This window comes from Paenibacillus sp. AK002 (assembly GCF_053903045.1).
This window is the reverse complement of record NZ_CP096377.1, coordinates 6,800,135-6,821,425: the sequence shown is the minus strand read 5'-3', so window position 1 is coordinate 6,821,425 and position 21,291 is coordinate 6,800,135. Positions and strand designations below refer to the sequence as shown.

Here is a 21,291-nt window from a genome sequence, read left to right as displayed (position 1 = left end):
GAGGGCCATGCTGGAATGGTATAATTTCAGAAAGGATGAATAGAGTGGGAGGCATGAACGATGAATGAGGAGCTTTTGGAACAGCTGGAAGAGTGGCATGAAGAGGACGAATTTGAAGAAATCGTAGATGCGATTACGGAGATCCCGGAACAAGAGCGGGATTATGCGCTGATCAGCCATTTGGGCCGGGCGCTGAACAATCTCGAACGTTACGAAGAGGCGGTTGAGCAATTTCTGTCCATTCAGGAAGAGGGCAAGGACGATCCGCTGTGGCATTACCGCATTGGGCTCGCGTATTACTATTTGGACCGTTACGAAGATGCTCGGAGAGCGTTTGAAGTGGCCGATCATTTAGAACCTGGAGATGAGGATACGCTGGAGTTTCTGGAATGGATCCGGAACAAAACGGCTCCGAAGCCAGCAGAGAAGTCCAGTTCCGCCGTGTCTTATACGGATCCTGATGTACTGAATTTCTGGGATGACGACGCCCCGGAAGCTGACAAATACGTCTCGGCTCCGCCTACGGACGAGCTGATCGAATCCGTGGAGGAAACGCTGGTCTTCAAGCTGCCGGCATCTTATATTCAAGCCATGAAAATACATAACGGGGGTATTCCCCGAAACCGGAAATTCCCTATAGAGGGTGGAGCACAGGATTTTATTGAAATATCAGGTATTCTGGGAATCGGACGAGACAAGAAAAAATCCCTGTGCGGAAGCCTGGGCAGCCGCTTTATGATCGAGAACGGCGGGTATCCTGAGATTGGCGTGGTGATCTGCGATTGTCCGTCCCCGTCCGAGGTCGTGATGCTGGATTACCGTTCATCGGGGAACGATGGGGAGCCGGAGGTTATTCATGTGGACAAGGCCAGCGATTACAAGATCACCCGTCTTGCTGCGAACTTCGAGGCCTTCATTAGTGGATTGGAGTAAAAAGATAGGCAAGGCGAATTCACGATCCATGATCTCGCTTCTAAACAAAGAAAGCATCCCCTGCAGGAGATGCTTTTTCTTTTTGCATACAGTTATCGTCATCATAGCTGGTTTCTAGTTCGGTTGGATTCGTCCTTAATGCAATATTTTGCGTATCCTAAAATATTCCAACCTATGTTAAAATGGATATAAAACAGACAGTTAGGGAGGCAATTTATTTGATAGGGCGCAGTGGAAATCCGACACTCAACGAAGATACCTTCGAGAAGAGTGGGTATTACAACAATCAAGAAACGATGACGATTGGCGGAACGGTGAACAAATCGTTCATGCTGCTCGCGCTGCTGATCGGGGCAGCGGTCATTTCTTGGGTTATGTTTTTTAACGGGTATGAGGTATTCCCGTTCATGATCGGCGGAGCGATCGGCGGTTTTGTCCTGGCGCTGATCATCAGCTTCGTGCCGAAGGCAGCACCGTATCTGGCGCCGATCTATGCGATCCTGGAAGGCTTCTTCCTGGGTGCACTATCCGCGCATTACGAATATCTGTACTATGGCATTACTTTGCAAGCGGCTTTACTGACGATGTGCATATTCCTGGGCATGCTGCTCGCATATAAGACAGGTTTGATCCGGGCCACGCCAGGCTTCAAAAAGGGGATTATCGCGGCAACGATCGGCATTGCGCTTGTCTACCTGTTTAGCATGGTTCTCGGCCTGTTCGGCGTAGCCGTTCCTTACCTGCATGACAGCACCCCGATCGGTATCGGAATTTCCGTTGTGATCATCATCATCGCCGCACTGAATTTCGTGCTGGATTTTAACTTTATCGAAGAGGGCGCTCAGCATGGAGCACCTAAGTATATGGAGTGGTACGGCTCGTTTGGTTTGCTGGTAACACTCGTCTGGCTGTACATCGAAATTATCCGGTTGCTGGCGAAGCTGGCGAATCGGGACTAAAGATGCGTTTGAACCAAACATCGCTGTCGAGGGATTCTCGATGGCGATTTTTTTATGAATGCAGCAATTAACCAGCAGAATAATAAATTTCCTTCAGTAAACCCTACAAAGAGCGACTTGTGTTTAAATAATAGGTAGATACCGTCATCATCAAACTGCATGAAGAAGGAGATCCCATGACCAACCGGAAAGCTTTGAACGATATAGGATGGAATTTTGACAATAGTTACGCGAAATTGCCGGAATCTTTTTTTACCAAGCAAGATCCTACGCCTGTGCGCTCGCCGGAGCTGATTGTTCTAAACGAACCGCTGGCAGCATCGTTGGGATTGGACGCCGATGCCCTGCAAAGCGCGGAAGGAGCGGCAATGCTTGCTGGCAACGAGATACCCGAGGGGGCCGAGCCGCTCGCCCAGGCATATGCCGGGCACCAATTCGGATATTTTACGATGCTGGGCGACGGCCGTGCGATTCTGTTGGGTGAACAAATCACGCCGCAGAAGGATCGCATGGATATTCAGCTCAAGGGCTCGGGCCGGACGCCGTATTCCCGGGGAGGCGATGGCCGGGCTGCCCTGGGTCCGATGCTGCGCGAGTATATTATCAGCGAAGCCATGCACGCGCTGGGCATTCCGACTACCCGCAGCCTGGCGGTTGTGGCGACCGGCCAGCCTGTCACCCGTGAAAGAGATTTGCCGGGCGCCATCCTGACCCGCGTGGCTGCAAGTCACGTGAGGGTGGGGACGTTTCAATACGTTAGGGGAGCGGGGACAACCGAGGATTTACGGGCTCTGGCCGATTACACTCTAAAGCGGCATTACCCGAAGGCAGACCTTGGAGACGGTGCCAACCGTTATCTGGTGTTGCTTCGGGAGGTCATCCAGCGTCAGGCGGTCCTGATCGCCAAATGGCAGCTTGTCGGTTTTATCCACGGGGTGATGAATACCGATAATATGACCCTCAGCGGCGAAACGATAGATTATGGGCCTTGCGCCTTCATGGATACCTTTGACCCGAATACGGTATTCAGCTCCATCGACTCTCAAGGCCGCTATGCCTATGTGAACCAACCGTATATTGCCGCTTGGAATCTCGCAAGATTGGCGGAAGCCTTGCTTCCGCTGCTGCATGAAGAGGAAGAGCAGGCAATCAAGCTGGCCGAGGGTGCGATTGGGTCCTTCACCGATCTGTATCACGAGCAGTGGCTTGCAGGCATGAGAGCCAAGCTGGGGATCTTCCATGAAGAGGAGGAGGACGAATCCCTGATCGAAGACCTGCTCAAGATGATGAAAAATCATCAGGCAGACTATACCAATACCTTCCGTGCGTTAACGTTTGACAAGCTGGAGGACACGCCTCTAAACGGCACGCCGGAATTAGCTTCCTGGTACGAGCGCTGGCAAGCAAGGCTTGGCCGCCAGCAGGAATCCAGGGACCAATCCCATCAGCTGATGCGCAGCAGCAATCCTGCGGTCATTCCACGGAACCACCGGGTGGAGGAAGCGCTGGAAGCCGCGGAGAACGAAGGGGACTACAGCGTGATGAAAGAGCTGCTGAACGTTCTGTCTAATCCATACGCGCATTCCCCGGAACAGGCGGAATATGCGATCGTGCCCGAGCGTTCCCGTCCTTACCGAACCTTCTGCGGCACGTAAGGGAGGATAGCATCCTTAGCATGTCCGAATGATGATATATAGATGGATTGGATAGGGCTCCCTTGGTCGCCCGATTATAACGCTCTTCCATCTGTGATCATCGTGTACCACGGGAAACGAATGCGAGATCCGAGATCCCTCAAGAAGACCGAGCAAGAAAGACTTTGCTTGGTCTTTTTTTATATATAAACACATCAAAAAAGCCCCTGGACCAAGCATCCAAGGGCTATAAATCGTATGGCTGTTTTATTCGAGACCTAATTCAACATCATAGCAGAGCCGAAAGAAATAGTCTATATTTTTGCCCGGAAATGCCATAGAGTGGGGGAGCCGGCAAAAACAATGGAATGGGGCGTGGTTTCTCGTGAGTTGGACTTGTCACCTCGATGAAACAGATGTACAGGAGTATGTCGGGAAGGTTCTAGGTACCGGATATACTGTGGCGGATGTAACGAAGATGCATGGCGGAGCGCAAAAGGTGGTCTATAAAATTCACTGTCGCAATGGATTTGCCTGCGTTCTGTATGTGTGGGATTTGACGAAGAATTATTTTCAGGAAGAAATAACGAACGAGCGTGTGCATGAACGATCCTTTGGCGGTCATTCGTTCGAAACCAATAACCGATGGTTAAGGAATCATGGTATTTCTACGCCTGCTCTATATGATCTTCACACGAGACAGGACCGTTACCCGTTTGACTATGCTCTTGTTGAATGTATTGAAGGACAGAAGGCAGAAGCTTACTTCCAAGATCCGGATCAACGGGCCCGGGATGAGGTCCTGGAACGGATAGGCAGCATGATCGAACGCATGCATGCAAACCACAGGCAGAGTTACGGAAAGCCCGATCAAAGCGGGAACCAACGGGAGCGATGCCATCTTGTACAGCTGGAAAATGCCAAGGAACAGCTGTCCTACATCGTCCTGCATAACGAGAGTATCCGGAAGAATCACAACAGACTGCTCACTGTGCTGCATGAACTGGAATCCAGGATAGATTCACGCAAGCGATATGGCTTTATCCACGGCGAGTTGGGACCCGACCATGTCCTGGTCACAGACCGTTTAGAGCCCTATCTCATTGATATTGAAGGTGCGCAATTCTTCGACATCGAGCATGAGCATACATTTCTGGAGCTGCGATTCGGGAAGCATTATCGGTATTTCCAACAAAACGGGCTTGATCCGAATCGGATGCTATTTTACCGTCTGCATCACTATATCTCATTAACCTCGGGCGGCTTGAAGCTTCTTCACCGAGGATTTCCGGATCAGGTCTTTGCTTCAAATTTGGCTGAATATCATGCGCGGAACACCCTGCGATTCATGGAGGAATGGCAGCTCGATAACTAGCCTTCTTGGGATCGACTGAAAACATCACGGACTCTCCGCTGCATAGGTTCTAAGATATGGCTGCAAACTCCTGCTTATAGATTAGCTCGATCGTGCTAAGCAGCTCTGCACCTTGGCTTGAGAATTTCAAAGGCGTTGCTTTACCCTTGTTGAGAAATGCCCCCGTCGATTGTCGGGATTGACCTAGCGCTGCTTCATACAGACGTGAAGCTCCTTCACTGGGATGGGAGAAGAACAGGTTACGGATCGGGATCATGAATTTTGGCATCCCGGCGTTTTTGGTCATGGTTGTTTTATTCCCTCCCGGACAGACGCTTCGGATCGTAATGCCATCTGCCTGCATCGAAGTGGCGATCTCCTGAGTCCACAACGATAAGGCTAATTTGCTCGCAGCATAAGGCCCAATCAGCTTCTTGAACCCGACAGGGGACGCCAAGGTACGGTGATCGAACTGTTTGAGATACAACAACGCATTCGAAGACGTATTGATTACCGTCTTGAAGCTGCCCTTCCCAAGAAGGTCCTTCAGTTCCATCAAGATGATATAGGGGACGATAGAGTTTACTTCAAAATGCATCTCGCGCCCTTGTTGAGAGTAGGACAATTCGCCGAAGGAGACGCCTGCGTTATTAAACAGCAAGTCAATATGACTCTCGTGTTTCTTGATCTGATCCAATGAGGCATGGAGATCCGTGAAATCCGACAAATCAGCCTTGTACGTTCTGAGCTGCCGCAATCGCAGTGCATCTTGAATCCGTGCATCGTCCGTTGGAAAGACAGAACGGATCAGAGCGAGGACTTGCCAGCCTTCGGATAACAATCGCTTGGTTAGCTCCAAGCCAATGCCGGAGCTTGCGCCCGTGATCAAGGCGACGTTATTCATTCTTTTCTCTGTCATGTGTAAATCTCCTATGCTTCAGATTCTTTGCTGGCCGCCTTGTCGGGATTAAGCAGGGACTGATTTTGGCTCAACTTGTCATCGATGAACCGCAGAATGCGCTGCAGGTCCGAAATCTGACCGGTAATTTTTTGACGGTAATTCTGGAGCATGGCATTCAGCTCCGGAACGGATTGAATATTTTCCTTAAAGGGAAGATGCACATAGGCTTTCATATCCTCCAGCGACATTCCTGTCTTCTTCAGGCATGTGATCAACTCCATAATTTCGGCATCCTCTATGTGATAGACACGATGGCCGTTATCCTTTCTTTTGGGAGAGGGGAGGAGTCCGATTTTTTCGTAATGGCGAATGGCATCCTCGGTCAATCCGGTTCGTTCAGACACTTGTTTGATGGAGAATGTTTCTCCCATAGGGTCACCTCTTTTCTGCAGCTCGTAACGGGTTGCAACGTTATCGTACAACTTGGTGTTAACACCAAGTCAATATCTATTTTTTATTTATGGAGCGGCCCTATCCGCCTTTACAGATCATTTACGTCTCTGTGCCCTTTGATGAAATGGATCATAACGTATTGCCAGATTAATCTTTTGGAAATGCTTATATAAAGACTATTATCTTTTCAGTTGTTATTTCTCTAGCTGTTTCTAGAAAGGGAGAATGAAATGCAAGCTTATGCATTGCCTATTTTCATTGCGATCTCCGTATGTTTTTTATTAGCGTCCTTTCTGACGCTTCCTTGGGCCGTTTATCAGTATCGTAAACATGGGTACTTTAGCTTTTGGAGAACATTACTTATCTTAAGTTTTATCTTTTATGGATTAAGTGCTTTCTTTTTAGTGATTTTTCCACTCCCCAGTGCTCGGAATAATTGTGCTTCAATGGATCCCGGTACGATTCTCATTCAATATCGACCTTTTCAATTTATACGGGATATTCAGCGTGAAAGCGGATTTCATTGGACGAACCCTTCAAGTTATCTCCATTTGTTAACAACGCGGGCCTTTTATCAAATGTTTTTTAATGTTTTGCTTTTGTTTCCTTTAGGTGTGTTTCTGAGGTATTTTTTAAAGGTTAAAGCAAAATGGTTTCATGCTGCTCTTATTGGCTTTGGTGTTTCGCTTTTCTTTGAAATAACCCAACGAACCGCTTTGTTTGGCTTTTTTGAATGCCCCTATCGTATATTTGATGTAGATGATTTGTTGACGAATACGGTTGGGACTGTACTTGGCTTTATACTCGCTCCCATGTTTTTGGTGTTAATACCATCGCGGGAAACCCTTAGTGAGCAAAGCCACTTCTTTCACAACCAGAGAAAAGCAACCTTTGGTGCCCAAATCATGGAGGTTCTTCTAAATATTATGATTGCCAGAGTGATAACCAGCTTTATATTCGGGTTGCTGAAGAGTCGAGGATTATTTGTTGACGAGATCATCTTTGCCATTGTTTTCTTTGTGTTGATGGTCGTTATCCCTGTGATTTGGAAGGGAAATACGGTGGGCTCTAAGATCGTTCGCATGAGATTACTTCCGGAAAAGGGGAATTGGATAGGAAGCTTGAGCCGACGTTACGCCATTGTCTATTTGCCTTTATTTTGCTCAGCCTTATCGGAGATATTTTCTAATCATATGGGAGTGGATCTTCTAGCCAACCTTTTTGCAATTGGGGTGGTTTTCCTTACAGGTCTGTTATGGTTCTTTATCTTCTGCCATATCGTGATTAGATGGATCAAAAAGGACAAAGTTCTCTACTTTAATCGATACAGTCACATAGAGGCGGTTAGAATCACGGGTGAAAAGTGATCAATGTAAAAATTACGGATGCATGTGGAACCAAGAATAAGTCGATTGCGTTATTAAATCGAGACGATTCCGGTTTCCATAGGAAGTGGCATGGTGAATACGGAACAGATGGGAGCTGAGGGAGCATGAATTTTGATATCAAGGAAGCCGTTGAGATTCTGGAACGAACCCCCGTCACCTTGGAGCACATGTTATCCGGTTTATCGGATGGATGGCTTAGGAGCCATGAAGGGGAAGGCACCTGGAATGCGATGGAGGTGATCGAGCACCTTATCGAAGCTGAGCGGACCAACTGGATACCGCGGCTGGAGTTTTTGCTGCAGGAAGGGGAGGGTAAGCCGTTCCCGCCCTTTGACCGTTACGCCCACTTGAACGAGGCGGCGGAGCAATCCATCGATCAAAAACTGCAGGCGTTCAAGGCTATCCGTGCTCAAAATCTGGCTAAACTGAAGGTTCTGATGGATTCGGCGCCGGATTTCGAACGGACGGGTCTGCACCCGGCATTCGGCGTGGTGAAATTAAGAGAGCTGCTGTCGACGTGGGTGGTTCATGATTTAACGCATACGTCTCAAATTGTGCGGGTTTTGGCCGAGCGATACCGGCATGACGTGGGGCCATGGATCGAGTACTTGGGAATTCTAAAGAGACGATAATGATGTCAATCGGCAGGCCCTACCCTCTATACAGCCGGGGGAAAGCACCGCAGGAGTCTTGCCTACATAATAAAAAGCCGATGATCCGCATTCGACTGCGAGGATCACCGGCTTTTTTCACGTATAGAGTTGGTTGCTACCAGAACTTCGCTCCCCAAGACGGGGGTGCAGCTCCACTTAAGGCAGGTACCGCTGTTACCGTTTGGCGGCTTGCTGACGCTCGTTCAAATGCTCACTCAAATAGTTCACGATGCCGTCCTCCGCATCCTGCGAATACTGCCAGACCATCGCGCCCGCGAGATTCTTGCTTTGGATGTAGCTCACCTTCTCCTTCAAGGCCTCCTGATCCTCGTAACTGATGAAGGTATGGCCGTCATAGAGGTAGGCAGCCTTGGCTTTGTTGTCATAGTAGCGCTTGAAGCCATTTTTATTCAGGTACGCTTTCTCGATCTGCTTATAATGGAGATTTACCTTGTCGATGTCGATGGGCGTTCCGGGAGCGAACAGGCCGTTCTTGGCACCCTTGTTTTCCTTCACGTTCTTCCAGCCGTATGAGTAGGCTGGGATGCCGAGCAGCAGCTTCCTGCCGTCGATGTCGTGGTCCAGGTACATGGAGATGATGCCGTCAACGGAGTGTTTGGATTTGCCCTGGCTGTCCGCGTACAGATTGGAGTTAAAGCCCGTGGTATCCGACCACTTGCCTGTCAGGTCGTAGGTCATGACGTTGATGAAATCCACGTATTTCTCCACTTTTTTGACCTCGACGTTCTGGAAGTACCAGTCCTGCGTTCCGGAAGCGAAGGTCAGCAGATACTTCTTGTTCTTGTGAGGCAGCCTGTACAGCTTCTCCCGCAGCTCCTTCATCAGACTGGTAAAATTCTTCGTATCCTCCGGCCGTGCCTTCTGCGTGTTCCAGGCATGGAACGCCGGATACTCCCAGTCGATATCCACGCCATCTAGGTCCAGCTCCTTGACCAGGTTGATGATGTTCTCGGTGAAGAGGTACCGGTTGCCGTCCAACGAAGCGTCGGAGAAGCCGTCTGCCCCGTAGCCGCCTATGGCCAGCACCATTTGGGTCTTCGGATTCGCCGCCTTCAACTGCTTGATGTTTTCTTTGATCTGGTTGTTGGTCGTGCTGTCTTCATGGAAGTAGAGCTCCGTTCCCTTGATCTTCGCAAAAGCGATAAACGCAATGTCCACGCCTTTCTCCGATAGCTTGATATTTCGGTAATCCTGCCAAGCCTCCACGTAGACCGCCGTGATTTTCCGTTCCTCCGCCGCGGAGATCTGATAGAAGTAAAGACCCATGCCTGCAAGCAGCACCACAATGAATATTTTCGTATATATCGTTATTCTCATCGTCCTTTAACCTCGCCCGCCGAATAGAATGTAGGTTGCCGTTTTGCTTAGGTTCAGCACCTTGACGGTGATGTAGCTGATGGCGAAGATGATGGTGATATTCACGATCAGACTAAGGGAGGCTTCCAGGAACGTGGCTTCAACCTCCGTTCGGCCGGATAGCATCATTTCAACCAGCAGGTGAATCAGGTAGATGCTGAAGCTGGCCCGGGAGAGCGAGCTCATCAATTTCTGGACTTTATGGTTCATTTTATCGCTGATTTGGCCTTCCTTCTCCTTGAAGAAGATAAACAACCCGACAGCCATGAAGAACGTGGTGATGGAGTAATTGCCATAGAACATCTCATCCAGTACGCCGCTGCGCAGCGATACGAAGTAGGTGGCAACCGGCGTGATAAAAAACGAGACGATGCCTAGATTGTACAGGATGTTTTTGGCTTTAAGCGGCAGCTCGAAATGGAAGAGATAGTACCCCAGAATGAAATAACCCAGAAATCCCATGAAGAACGGGATGTTCATGATCGGAATGTTGATGTATTGATCCGTTGCGCGGAAGACGGCATCCGAGATGAAACGATAGGCGATGCTGACGATGAACCAGAGCAGCAGATAATACCGCAGATCCTTCTCGCTGCACGATTTGATGAATTTGCTGATCAGCGGCACCGTCATATAGATGGCAATAATAGCGTATAGGAACCAGAGATGGACGTAATTTCGGTCGGTCAGCAGCCGGTAGCCGAAGTCGATAATGAACTCGTACGCACTCAGCTTGCTTCGCATCAGATAGTATTGATTGTACAAGCCGTAGATTAGCGACCAGGTCAGGAGGGGGATGAGCAGCGGCACGACGCGCTTCGTATAGAACTCACGGTAGGAGGTTATCTTCGTCCGCAGAATCATCGCTCCGCTGATCATGAAGAAGACCGGGACGGCAAAGCGGGAGATGGAGTTGAATCCATTGCTGATCCACCATGAGGAGGAGTGGAAATCATTCGTGCTGGTCAGCACCTCCGCCGTGTAGTGCAGGATAATGACGGCTACGATAGATAGAATTCTTAGAATATCGACATAGACAATTCGTTTGTTGGGAACCATGCGGTTTCGGCAGTCTCCTTCACTATAATTTAGTTCGATCCAGCGGCAATGTTCTGGCTGATGGCGGCCACGCCTTTGCGCTCCACGAATCCCCAGCCCTCATCATTGTCAAAATATTTGAACGTGCCCGCAATGTTGATGTACAGCAGCAAATTCCGATAGGTTAGCAGCTCCGCTTGGCTGAACAGGAACATCCTCACGTAATCGCTAAACGCATAGGTGCTGCCATATTTACGGCATAAGTACAGAGAGATGACGACCTGCGCGGCATTCAGCACCACGCTCATCAGCAAAAAGATAATGGCATGCCATAGGTTCCCGCCCACAACCAGCGTCTGTCCCAGATAAAATATCGTGGTAAACGCCGAGAGCGTCCCCAGCATAAATCCGTCAATCGCAAAGAACAGACTCACGTTGACGCTGAACTTTCGGGACAGCCTGGACCAATAGATCAGGATGCAGTCAATGAAGGCCTTCTGCCAGCGAATGCGCTGTTTGTAGAAGTTCGGGAGATTCTCCGGGCATTCGGTATAGCATACCGCTTCCGGGGCGTAGACGAGTTTTTTCTTCAGCCGATGGGCCTTGATGTATTCATGGATTTTCAGGGTAATGTCGATATCCTCCCCCACCGTGCTGCGGAAGCCGTCGACATGAACGAGAACCTCTTTATAGAAGGCGCCAAAGGCACCTGAAATTACCACGATCGAATTAAAATACGATTGCGTGAGCTTGCGGACGTAGAAGCCGTGCGTATAATTGATGATCTGGCTTTTGATGAGCCCTTTTCCGCGAAACTTCTCGACGATGGCACCATTCTTGTCCCGGACGGCCCCCTGCACGATTTTGACCGTACCGCCCAGCGCAATGATATCGTCATCGTGAAAATATTGATTCACATACTTGAGCGAGTCGGCTTCCAGCATGCTGTCCGCATCCAGGGTGATGACGATGTCGGAGACGGCATAATCGATGCCGGCATTCAGCGAGTCGGCTTTTCCGCCATTCATCTTATCGATAACGTAAATATGGCGGTATCGATTGGAACGATAGCATCCTTTTATTGGCTTATAGGTCAGCATGCTGTCGGCCGTCCTGGCACTCGGCTCCAAATCCAAGAGCTCGTCTAGGGCGGATAAGGTTCCGTCCTTGGAGCCGTCGTTGATGATCATGATCTCATAGTTGCTGTAGCGCAAGCCCGCCATGGCATCGATGCAATTCCGGATCGTCAGTTCTTCGTTGTAAGCGGGGACGAGCACCGTGATTGATTTTTCGGCGAGATCGGAATTCAGTTTCTTCACCTTGCTGCACATCAGCGGTATGAATGTGTAGAGGGCCTGAAACACGAGAAACGCGCCGGCTAATCCATAAAAAAAGTACTGCAAACTCCTCACTCCTCTCTTTCTCTGTCTTTTTGTGATGAAGACCAGTATGATGCGCCTTGGGCCTGCTCTATGGGGTAGCGGATTAGAGCGCTTTTTCTGTCCATTCGATGTCAAGGGATAAAATCGGGCATAGAGGGATAAATTAATACATTTATAACCTCTAATTCCATATAAATACAAATAACATCTTATGTAATAAACTATCGCAATCGTGCTAGAAATGTAAACCCGCTCCATGGATCAAGAAAACGAATACATAGATGCTTTTCGAGAACAGTCTCTGTATAGGTTCGTCTTTCTATATTTTAGGCGGCTAAAGCGATTAAGCATCTATGTACATGGAGCCCGTTCATCTTTCGCCTAACTTCGATTCAACTCGTCTTAAATCGACAAACATTCGGAAAAATGACTTGAAATTTACATAGGGTCCCTTAGAATGGAGAAAGAAGGAAGAGCATAGAGGAGTTTATGTCATGAATGAGGTTATTGCACGGAATCACGTGAAGGTGCTGGGGACAGGGGAGCGTACGCTCATGCTGGCGCACGGCTTCGGCTGCGACCAGAGCATGTGGAGATACATCCTGCCTGCCTTCGAACCGTTTTATCGTATCGTGCTGTTCGATTACGTGGGCTCGGGCGGTTCTAATTTGTCGGCGTATACATCGGAGAGGTACGGCAGCCTTCGCGGTTATGTGCAGGATGTGCTGGACATTGTGGAGGCGCTGGAGCTTCGGGACGTGATTTTTATAGGCCATTCGGTCAGCTCCATGATCGGGATGCTGGCATCGATCGAACGTCCGGAGTATTTCGCTCAATTAATCATGATCGGGCCATCTCCGCGATATCTGAATGATGACGGGTACGTCGGAGGATTTGATAAAAGCGATGTGACGGAGCTGCTGGATATGATGGAGATGAACTTTGCCGGATGGGCAAGCTTCCTCGCGCCGATCGCGATGAAGAACCCGGAGATGCCGAAGCTGACCCAAGAGCTGGAGCGCAGCTTTATTTCGGCGGATCCGGCGATTACGATGGAGTTCGCCGAGGTCACCTTTTTCTCGGACTGCAGGCAGGCGTTATCCCAAGCTACGGTTCCCTCGCTGATCCTGCAGTGTTCGGATGACAGCATCGTCCCTATTGCGGCAGGCGAGTATTTGCACAGTCATCTGGATAACAGCACGTTCCGCTTGATGGAGGCGAAGGGGCATTATCCGCATATCAGCCATCCCGAAGAGACGATTGCGTTGATACTTGACTATCTGAAATCTGAAGCAACATATACAGGCTAACGGGAATGTACTTGGAAAGGATCGATCGATTAGCAATGGATGAACGATTGAATTATGCGCCATGCGGCTATGTCTCCATCACCCACGAAGGCATGGTGGCGGATGTCAACCAGACCTTCCTCGACATGATGGGGTATCGGCTGGAGGACGTGGTGCTTAAGCATTTTGAAGCTATGATGTCGACGGCGAACAAGCTTATATTCCACTCTTACTTCTATCCGCATATCAATCTGGACGGGCATGTGGAGGAGCTGTTTATCCGGCTGAAGAACAGCCGGGGGGAATCGGTACCGTTTATATTGAATGGACGCAAATTTGAGCGTGAAGGCCAGGAACGGCTGGACTGCGTATTGGTGCAGATGGGCAAACGCATTGATTATGAAATGGAGCTTCGGACGGCCAACAAGCAGATCGAGAAGGCTTATTGGGAGAAAGACCAGGCATTGGCCGAGCTGCAGCAGATCCATGCCGAGATTGAACGGAAGCAGACGGAGCTCATGGAGATTAACGAGGTTCTGTTGGAACTGTCGAATACCGACAAGCTGACCGGATTGAAGAACCGAAGATTCTTTCAGGAGAAGCTGGAAGAGCAGCTGATGCAGTATAACCATAACCGGATTCCGCTCTCGTTGTTCATCATCGACATTGATCATTTTAAGCGCGTGAACGATACTTGGGGACATGGGTATGGGGATGAGGTTCTGTTTAATGTAGCAACCATTCTGAAGACCCACGCCATCGAAGGGGAGACGGTGGCCCGCTATGGCGGAGAGGAGTTTGTCATGATCCTGCCGGAAACGGATGCGGAGAAGGCAAAGGCCGGCGCGGAGCGGTTACGGCGGGCAGTCCAGGATTTCAGCTGGAAAACGGGCAGCATGACGATCAGTATCGGCATTATCACGGCCACTCCGGACGCCAATGAAGCGACGCTCCTGCAAAAAGCGGATGAAGCCCTCTATGCCTCCAAGCAAAACGGACGAAACCGGGTTACCCATTATGAGGATTTGAGGCTCCAGGGATATTCGCCTTAATACATTCTATTCATCAAAAAGCCATAACCAAGTTGAGCCTAAGCTCGCATGGTTATGGCTTATAGAGGTTCAGGCCCCCGAGCCTTGTTAACCTATTTTTTGCGTGAGAGGCGAAACTACATAAAATCGTAAAAGTAACGGATGAAATGAAAAAAGATCGGCGAGGTATACGTCAGGCTGTCGACGCGGCTCAGGTAACTTTTCTTCAAAGCATCGAATCGTCCGTCATCCCCGATTAATAAATCGCGCTTCAGCACGGAAACCGTCAAGCTGCCGAAGAAGCCGGCGAGGCTGATCAGCATGCCGGACAAGAGACTAAAGGTCGGGCTGAGCGGCGTCAGATAGGGATAGATGAGATAGGAGCATCCGGTGGTAACGAGAAACGCGCACGCAAAGCCTTCCCAAGTGAGATTCGGGTTCGATGTCGGCACGATTCTCCGTTTGCCGAAATAGAGGGAAGCGATCGTGTGCACCACATCGTTCAGCTGCGTTAAGACGACGAGAAACAGCACGAGCCCAGCTCCATACTGGGGCGTGGCAAACTGAAAATAGGCCAGGTGGCTGAGACCGAATACCATGAGCATCAGTCCCCACTGGGTCGAGCTGACGCTGCGCATAAATCCGACGGTGCCCTTGTTGATCAACCGCGGAAGCGGCAGCACCAAGAATACATAGATTGGAATGAACACGATGAACATCCCGTACCATTCGATATAGATCCAATAGAATTGGACGGGTATGGTTAGATAAGCCCACAGAAATAAACGGCGGTCGGCCTTCCGGGTTTTGATCATCGAGAAATATTCTTTGAGCGTAAAGAAGGTCAGCACCATAAGGGATAGCAGGGATACAACGGGATTCAAAAGGGTCGCCAAACAGAAGATGACGAGCATGCCCCACCAGGTTTTGATGCGGAATCCTACTTCGGTATAGTCGATATTCGGCTGCGTCTTGCTCATCACGTAATACAGGAGCTGGATGACCGATAAGACGGAGAATATAAGGATCAAGGTTAAAAGCGAGCTTTCCATATGCCTGTCATCACCAACTTGTCACGGGGTACGATTCTTGTTCTACTAAAAGAATCATATGTTATTATGAAGGAATAATTCAATACGGATAAGGGGAAATTTCGTAAATGGTAGACGATCAATCGGTCTTTATATTGCTTACCAATACCGGAACGCTCTTTACGAAAGTCATTCAGGGCTATACGAGAGCGCCTTATAATCATGCCTCGATCTCCTTTAACCGGGAGCTGTCGGAGTTATATAGTTTTGGGAGGAAGAATCCGAACAATCCCCTGAACGGCGGGTTCGTGAAGGAGGATTTGAAGACGGGAACGTTCAGCAAGTACCCCAACACGACCTGCGTGATCTATGAGCTTCAGGTATCCGAACGCGACATCGCGAAAATGAAGCGGGTCCTGCAGGCTTTTATCCGAAAGGATAAAAAGTATTTCTATAACATATTGGGCGTCCTGGGCATCGCCCTGAAGGAACCGATCGAATTCAGCAATTCCTATTTCTGTTCGCAATTCGTGGCCGAGATTCTCCAGCGTTCCGGAGTAAGGTTATGGGATAAGCTGCCTGCCTTGGTGACGCCGGACGATTTTCGCCAAAGCGAGCGCCTGCAGTTGATATATGAAGGGAAGCTGAGCGAGTATGAGCCTTGAACTTCACAAGGCATTGCCGGCGTCCGGCGGACATGGCCAAGCTGTATGGGGACGGTAGCCAAGACATTTTCATGCGTCGGCAGCGTCAGCTTGTTCCATTCGAATGACCACGAGATAAGGAAAAGCCCGCTTAGTCTGTAACCAGATGAGGCTGGGCTTTTTGTAGTTCGTGGATGATGAAGGTCGGAAGCCCCTTCCAGCAGCAAGTACTGGAGATTAAACAGCGTTTGCTATAAAATGGAGTTATGAAAATGAAATGAAGTTTCATCTAATGAAACGATAAGTCGTTGGTGTCAGGATTCGCTTATATCTTGGATGGGAGCGTGGTTTAGGATGAACAGCAAGGAACGGTTTTCGAATCGCGTGGATTCGTACACGAAGTATCGCCCGAGTTATCCGCAGGAGGTCATGGATTATCTGTATGGCACGGTGGGACTGGATGGCGAGATCGCCGATATAGGCGCAGGGACGGGGATATTCACGAAGCTGCTGCTGAAACGGGGGAGTCATGTGACCGCCGTGGAGCCCAATCAGGCGATGCGGGAAGCCGCCGAGTCGGACCTTGGCGGCGAGCCCGGCTTCCGCATGGTTTCCGGTTCGGCCGAAATGACGGGACTGCCCGATCAATCGGTGGATCATATCGTGAGCGCCCAGGCTTTTCACTGGTTTGACCGTCATGCGGCCCAGGCGGAGTTTCGGCGGATTCTGAGGCCGGGCGGGAAGGTTGCCCTGATATGGAATTCCAGGCTCACGGAGGGAACGCCGTTCCTGGAGGCGTATGAGCAGTTGCTCCTTACCTATGGCACCGACTATAAAGAAGTGGACCAGAAGAATATTGGGCATGAAACGCTGGCGGCCTTTTTCCGATCAGGAGATATGAAGGAGGCGAAATTCTTCAATCGGCAGACATTCGATTATGAAGGCTTATGCGGCCGCCTTCACTCGTCATCTTATGCTCCCCTGCCCGGGCATCCGAACTACGAGCCGATGATGAAGGAGCTCCAAACCATCTATGAACGGAATGAGCAGGATGGCTGCGTGTTTTTTGACTACGAGACGAAGGTGTACTGGGGAGAGGTTTAAGTCCTTCCGGAGGTAAATATAGAATGAACAAGACCGATCGATTACTGGCCATCCTGCTTGAGCTGCAGCAGCGCAAGGTTATGCGGGCCGAAGATTTGGCATCCCTATTCGAAACGAGCGTCCGGACCATCTACCGGGATATTCAGGCTCTTAGCGAAGCAGGCGTACCCGTGATCGGAGCCCCCGGGCAAGGATACTCGTTAATGGAGGGGTACTTCCTGCCGCCCATCATGTTCACGGCGGAGGAAGCCGTGGCGCTGCTCATAGGAACGGATTTCGTCGAGCAGCGCTTTGACGCAGAATATGGCGAGAAGGCTAGGGCTTCCCGCAAGAAGATAGAGTCCATTCTGCCGGACCGTGTCCGCGCAGACGCTGCCCGGGTTCGAAAGACCATGCGGCTCCTTGCTCCCGGCAGCAAGGCAGCTTTAGGAGAAGAGGGGGATTATCTGGAATCGGTTCGTAGGGCCATACTTGAGGAACGGAAGCTAGAATTCCATTACGTGAAGAACATGCCGGATTCCAAAGGCAACCGAAAGAGCTTTCGCTCGGCGGCCCCTTATGGCTTGGCCTTTCTTCAAGGCTCATGGACATTGATTGCCTGGTGCGACCTCCGGCAAGGCATTCGCCATTTTCGGTTGTCCCGCATGAAGGATCTGACGATCCTTGAGGAGCGCTTTGAGATGCCGCCGGATTTTCATTTGGAGAATTATCGGCCACGGGATGACCGCAACCTGCTGGTACGGGTTCTGGCAAGTCATGGCATCGCGGATCGAGTAAAGGAAGCCGGCAACTATTATATGGAGACTTTAGAGGAATGCGAGGAAGGACTGCTTGTGAGCTTTCGCGTCCGCCGTCCGGAGGAGATCCTGCATTGGGTGCTGAGCTGGGGATCGGATGTCGTTGTGCTTGAACCCCAATCCTTCCGAGACCGAATCCGCGACGAAGCGGAGAAGATGTTTAAACGCTACTGACATGACGTTGTCAGTAGCGTTTTTGTATATTCGGTACAAAGATGATGAAGGAGTTGTTGATATGAATACAAAGGAAGCATTGCAGCGCTTGGAAGAGACGGTGAAGGTTTATGTGCAGGAGCTGGATGGATTCAGTGAGGAGCAATTAAGATATAAGCCGGCAGAGGACGAGTGGTCGATCGGGCAAATGTACCAGCACTTGATTCAATCCGCACAGTATATGCATCTGCGTAACATCGACCAGTGCTTGAAGATGAATGGAGATGCGGCAGCTTCCCCGGCCGGAAAAACGGAGCAGGGAGCGGCAATATTCGAACAGGGCAGTTTCCCGCCCATCCGCATTCAGGTTCCACCGTCTCCACAGTATACGCCGGAACAGCCTGAAAGCAAAGAGCAGCTGGTTCAAGGCATGAACACCGTCCTCCATCGGATGAAAGAAACCGAACCGATGCTTGGAGAAGCATCCCTGAAGCATACCGTTTCCCACCCGCGGTTCGGAGGATTGCATGCCCAAGAGTGGTTTTTGCTTATCGAGATGCATTATCGTCATCATATTCGACAGCTGAATCGGTTGAAACAGGCGTTAGCGCAGCGGGTATGATGACATATCAAGAATATCGTTTTTCTTGCAAGAAGATTGTTTGAGACACGCTCGGTCCGGGTACTGGTACACGAGTGAACAATGAGTCGAAAGGAGCGGATGACCGTGGAAGTACATGTCAGATCATTTTTCGTGAATGATGATGGAGAGGTTCCCAACAATCCCGACCTGCCTGTCATTGTGTACAATGGGGTATTCGCGGATGACCCGAGCGGGTTGGAGGCAGCCTTTAAACGGCATCACTGGAGCGGCAGCTGGTCAGGCGGCGTATACGATTACCATCATTATCACAGCAATACGCACGAAGTCTTGGGCGTGCGGTCCGGAAGCGCGACCGTCCTTGTGGGCGGGGATGCAGGGGAGCGGTTGGAGCTTGCTACAGGTGACGTGATCGTCTTACCGGCGGGTACTGCACATATGAAGCTTACCAGTACGCCCGACTTCGAAGTGATTGGTGCCTATCCCGAAGGGAATACGCCGAACATGAGGGAGCGGAACCCGACGGATCGGACCCAGGCGATCAACGAAATCCAAAGCGTGCCTGTTCCGGATACGGATCCTGTCTTTGGAGAGGAAGGGCCCCTGCTGCATAAATGGGTGAAATAACCTAAGCATGCGACATTATTAGAAACGAAAAGACTCCCGCTTGCCGCAAGCAGACGGGAGTCTTTCTGCGCGTTACAAAACAGCACGTTAGCCTCATGCCGGTTCACGCACGACCTCCACCTCTGTAATGCTTCCTGCTCTACCCTCTGCTCAAAGTCCGGTGCGGTTCAACCCTTTTTGGAAATTGTAATGCACCCGTGCCCATGCTATCGTAAAGGATAGAAGGTCAAGTTGCAGTCAGTCTTCTCATTATTGCTACCGGAGGTGCAGTTTATGAAAGCGTTGTTTATTGGAGGAACCGGAACGATCAGCACGGCGATTACGAAGCAGCTGCTGGAACAAGGTTGCGAGTTATACTTGCTCAATCGAGGGAACCGAAACGACACGTTGCCCGAGGGCGCACATATTTTGCAAGCCGATATTCATGACGAAGACCAAGTAGCGAAACTGATTGAGCATCTCGATTTTGATGCTGTAGCCGACTTTATTGCATTCGAGCCGGCCCATTTGGAGAGGGATTACCGCCTATTTGCAGGAAAAACCAAACAGTTCATCTTTATCAGCTCGGCTTCAGCCTATCAAACACCCCTATCCGATTATCGCATTACGGAAGGGACGCCTTTATCCAATCCATACTGGGCGTATTCCCGAAACAAAATAGCCTGCGAGGATTATCTGATGAAGCAGTATCGGGAGCATGGCTTCCCGGTGACCATTGTAAGGCCAAGCCATACGTACGATGAGCGGTCCATTCCGCTCGGCGTGCACGGCAGCCAGGGAAGCTGGCAGGTCGTGAAGCGCATGCTGGAGAATAAACCGGTCCTTATTCATGGAGACGGGACATCGCTGTGGACCCTGACGCATAACCGCGATTTTGCAAAAGGCTTCATCGGCCTGATGGGCAATATCCATGCCATCGGGGAGTCGGTGCATATTACCTCTGACGAGTCGCTCACCTGGAATCAAATTTATGAAATCATTGCGGATGCCCTTGGCGTACAGCTGAATGCGGTGCATGTCTCTTCCGAGTTCCTGGATGCTACCAGCACGCAGGATTTCCGCGGGTCGTTACTGGGAGACAAAGCGAATACGGTGGTGTTCGATAACAGCAAGCTGAAGCGGCTGGTCCCTGAATTCGTGGCAACCATCCGTGCCGATCAAGGGATCAAGCAGACCGTGGACTATATTTTAGCCCACCCGGAACATCAGCGGGAGGACGCAGAGTTTGATGCGTGGTGCGATAAGGTCATCTCCGCGCTGGAGAAGGCCAAGTCGATCATTACGGGGTAAGGCTTAGGATAGGATAGGTATGGACGGGATACATAAAAGGAGGACACCCAGTTCTGGGTGCCCACCGTTTTGATATCAATGCTCTCTTCTATTGAGAGCGGAAAGGCTTAATCTTTCAAAGGCGGAAGTATATAGCGGACATCTGTTTCGGATATAGGGTATAGTTATTGTAAAAAAAGAATGGAGAAACGAAACGATGTCTACTTTGCCGAATTGCCCTAAATGTAATTCAGAATATACATATGAGGATGGGAACCTCCTGATTTGCCCCGAATGCGCTCATGAATGGACCCCGGGGTCCCAAGCGGAGCATGATGAAGATGCTAGGGTCATTAAAGACGCGAACGGAAATGTATTGGCCGACGGCGATTCCGTAACGGTAATCAAAGATCTTAAAGTAAAAGGCAGCTCATCCGTATTAAAAATAGGCACGAAAGTGAAAAATATACGTTTGGTTGACGGCGACCACGATATCGATTGCAAGATCGAAGGATTCGGGGCCATGAAATTGAAATCGGAATTCGTTAAAAAGAGTTAAGATGTGTTAGCACGGTTCCATCATGAATAGCAGCAGCAAAAACCCTCCATCAAGGAGGGTTTTTCTCGTCTAACCAGGGCTTTTGCAGCCTATTGCGGCAACAAATGAGGAGCA

At 50.0% G+C, this 21,291-nt stretch carries 21 protein-coding genes; 15 read left to right on the top strand and 6 right to left on the bottom strand.

Annotated elements, in window-relative coordinates; genetic code table 11:
* The first annotated feature begins 60 nt into the window (after nt 1–60).
* The 4 genes from M1D70_RS30795 (at nt 61) to M1D70_RS30780 (ending at nt 4,901) form a co-directional block, all read left to right on the top strand.
* Nucleotides 61–933 carry an SMI1/KNR4 family protein gene (locus M1D70_RS30795; protein ID WP_456288772.1) on the top strand — a complete coding sequence of 291 codons (873 nt, stop codon included), beginning with the start codon at nt 61–63 and terminating at the stop codon, nt 931–933.
* A gap of 218 nt (nt 934–1,151) precedes the next feature.
* Nucleotides 1,152–1,892: a Bax inhibitor-1/YccA family protein gene (locus M1D70_RS30790; protein WP_009591137.1), complete on the top strand. Its 741-nt coding sequence runs from the start codon at nt 1,152–1,154 to the stop codon at nt 1,890–1,892.
* A 176-nt stretch (nt 1,893–2,068) separates the two neighbouring features.
* Nucleotides 2,069–3,547, top strand: a complete 1,479-nt coding sequence (locus M1D70_RS30785) for a protein adenylyltransferase SelO (RefSeq protein ID WP_456288771.1) — start codon at nt 2,069–2,071, stop codon at nt 3,545–3,547.
* A gap of 364 nt (nt 3,548–3,911) precedes the next feature.
* A complete protein-coding gene (locus M1D70_RS30780; RefSeq protein WP_456288770.1) occupies nt 3,912–4,901 on the top strand; it encodes a phosphotransferase in 990 nt (329 codons plus the stop codon).
* Nucleotides 4,902–4,950: 49 nt separating this feature from the next.
* On the opposite strand, the gene M1D70_RS30775 is transcribed toward M1D70_RS30780, so the two are convergent.
* Nucleotides 4,951–5,799, bottom strand: a complete 849-nt coding sequence (locus M1D70_RS30775) for an SDR family NAD(P)-dependent oxidoreductase (protein ID WP_456288769.1) — start codon at nt 5,797–5,799, stop codon at nt 4,951–4,953.
* An 11-nt stretch (nt 5,800–5,810) separates the two neighbouring features.
* Nucleotides 5,811–6,212, bottom strand: coding sequence for a MerR family transcriptional regulator (locus M1D70_RS30770; protein WP_456288768.1), 402 nt, complete (start codon nt 6,210–6,212; stop codon nt 5,811–5,813).
* A gap of 252 nt (nt 6,213–6,464) precedes the next feature.
* Between M1D70_RS30770 and M1D70_RS30765 the strand changes: the two genes are divergently transcribed.
* Nucleotides 6,465–7,601 carry a VanZ family protein gene (locus M1D70_RS30765; protein ID WP_456288767.1) on the top strand — a complete coding sequence of 379 codons (1,137 nt, stop codon included), beginning with the start codon at nt 6,465–6,467 and terminating at the stop codon, nt 7,599–7,601.
* Nucleotides 7,602–7,726: 125 nt separating this feature from the next.
* On the top strand, nt 7,727–8,254 hold the full coding sequence (locus tag M1D70_RS30760) for a DinB family protein (protein WP_304145063.1): 528 nt from the start codon (nt 7,727–7,729) through the stop codon (nt 8,252–8,254).
* A 195-nt stretch (nt 8,255–8,449) separates the two neighbouring features.
* Here the strand turns inward: M1D70_RS30760 and M1D70_RS30755 are convergent, their stop codons facing one another.
* From M1D70_RS30755 to M1D70_RS30745, 3 genes are read right to left on the bottom strand one after another with little or no spacing between them, the layout of a single operon-like run.
* Entirely contained in the window at nt 8,450–9,613 is a 1,164-nt protein-coding gene (locus M1D70_RS30755; RefSeq protein ID WP_009591188.1) for a glycoside hydrolase family 18 protein, read from the bottom strand.
* Nucleotides 9,614–9,619: 6 nt separating this feature from the next.
* Nucleotides 9,620–10,711 (bottom strand): acyltransferase, encoded by a 1,092-nt coding sequence (locus M1D70_RS30750; RefSeq protein WP_456288766.1) that lies wholly within the window; start codon nt 10,709–10,711, stop codon nt 9,620–9,622.
* A 29-nt stretch (nt 10,712–10,740) separates the two neighbouring features.
* Nucleotides 10,741–12,093, bottom strand: coding sequence for a glycosyltransferase family 2 protein (locus M1D70_RS30745; RefSeq protein WP_456288765.1), 1,353 nt, complete (start codon nt 12,091–12,093; stop codon nt 10,741–10,743).
* 473 nt (nt 12,094–12,566) lie between these two features.
* On the opposite strand from M1D70_RS30745, the gene M1D70_RS30740 reads away from it, so the two are divergent.
* Together M1D70_RS30740 and M1D70_RS30735 are read left to right on the top strand one after the other, a co-directional pair.
* Nucleotides 12,567–13,382: an alpha/beta fold hydrolase gene (locus M1D70_RS30740; RefSeq protein WP_456288764.1), complete on the top strand. Its 816-nt coding sequence runs from the start codon at nt 12,567–12,569 to the stop codon at nt 13,380–13,382.
* Nucleotides 13,383–13,417: 35 nt separating this feature from the next.
* Nucleotides 13,418–14,413 carry a sensor domain-containing diguanylate cyclase gene (locus M1D70_RS30735; RefSeq protein ID WP_456288763.1) on the top strand — a complete coding sequence of 332 codons (996 nt, stop codon included), beginning with the start codon at nt 13,418–13,420 and terminating at the stop codon, nt 14,411–14,413.
* Between the two features lie 116 nt (nt 14,414–14,529).
* Here the strand turns inward: M1D70_RS30735 and M1D70_RS30730 are convergent, their stop codons facing one another.
* Nucleotides 14,530–15,444, bottom strand: a complete 915-nt coding sequence (locus M1D70_RS30730; protein WP_456288762.1) for a phosphatidate cytidylyltransferase — start codon at nt 15,442–15,444, stop codon at nt 14,530–14,532.
* Between the two features lie 107 nt (nt 15,445–15,551).
* On the opposite strand from M1D70_RS30730, the gene M1D70_RS30725 reads away from it, so the two are divergent.
* The 7 genes from M1D70_RS30725 (at nt 15,552) to M1D70_RS30695 (ending at nt 21,177) form a co-directional block, all read left to right on the top strand.
* On the top strand, nt 15,552–16,088 hold the full coding sequence (locus M1D70_RS30725) for a hypothetical protein (protein WP_009591201.1): 537 nt from the start codon (nt 15,552–15,554) through the stop codon (nt 16,086–16,088).
* Nucleotides 16,089–16,421: 333 nt separating this feature from the next.
* Nucleotides 16,422–17,171, top strand: coding sequence for a class I SAM-dependent methyltransferase (locus M1D70_RS30720; RefSeq protein WP_456288761.1), 750 nt, complete (start codon nt 16,422–16,424; stop codon nt 17,169–17,171).
* 23 nt (nt 17,172–17,194) lie between these two features.
* Complete coding sequence (locus M1D70_RS30715) at nt 17,195–18,142, top strand: helix-turn-helix transcriptional regulator (protein WP_456288760.1); 948 nt, start codon at nt 17,195–17,197, stop codon at nt 18,140–18,142.
* A gap of 61 nt (nt 18,143–18,203) precedes the next feature.
* A complete protein-coding gene (locus tag M1D70_RS30710; protein WP_456288759.1) occupies nt 18,204–18,743 on the top strand; it encodes a DinB family protein in 540 nt (179 codons plus the stop codon).
* 105 nt (nt 18,744–18,848) lie between these two features.
* Nucleotides 18,849–19,349: a cupin domain-containing protein gene (locus M1D70_RS30705; RefSeq protein WP_009591225.1), complete on the top strand. Its 501-nt coding sequence runs from the start codon at nt 18,849–18,851 to the stop codon at nt 19,347–19,349.
* 273 nt (nt 19,350–19,622) lie between these two features.
* Nucleotides 19,623–20,639: an SDR family oxidoreductase gene (locus M1D70_RS30700; RefSeq protein WP_009591229.1), complete on the top strand. Its 1,017-nt coding sequence runs from the start codon at nt 19,623–19,625 to the stop codon at nt 20,637–20,639.
* A gap of 196 nt (nt 20,640–20,835) precedes the next feature.
* The gene (locus M1D70_RS30695; RefSeq protein WP_009591139.1) at nt 20,836–21,177 is read left to right on the top strand and encodes a zinc ribbon domain-containing protein YjdM; all 342 of its coding nucleotides are present in this window, start codon (nt 20,836–20,838) and stop codon (nt 21,175–21,177) included.
* Nucleotides 21,178–21,291 lie beyond the last annotated feature (114 nt).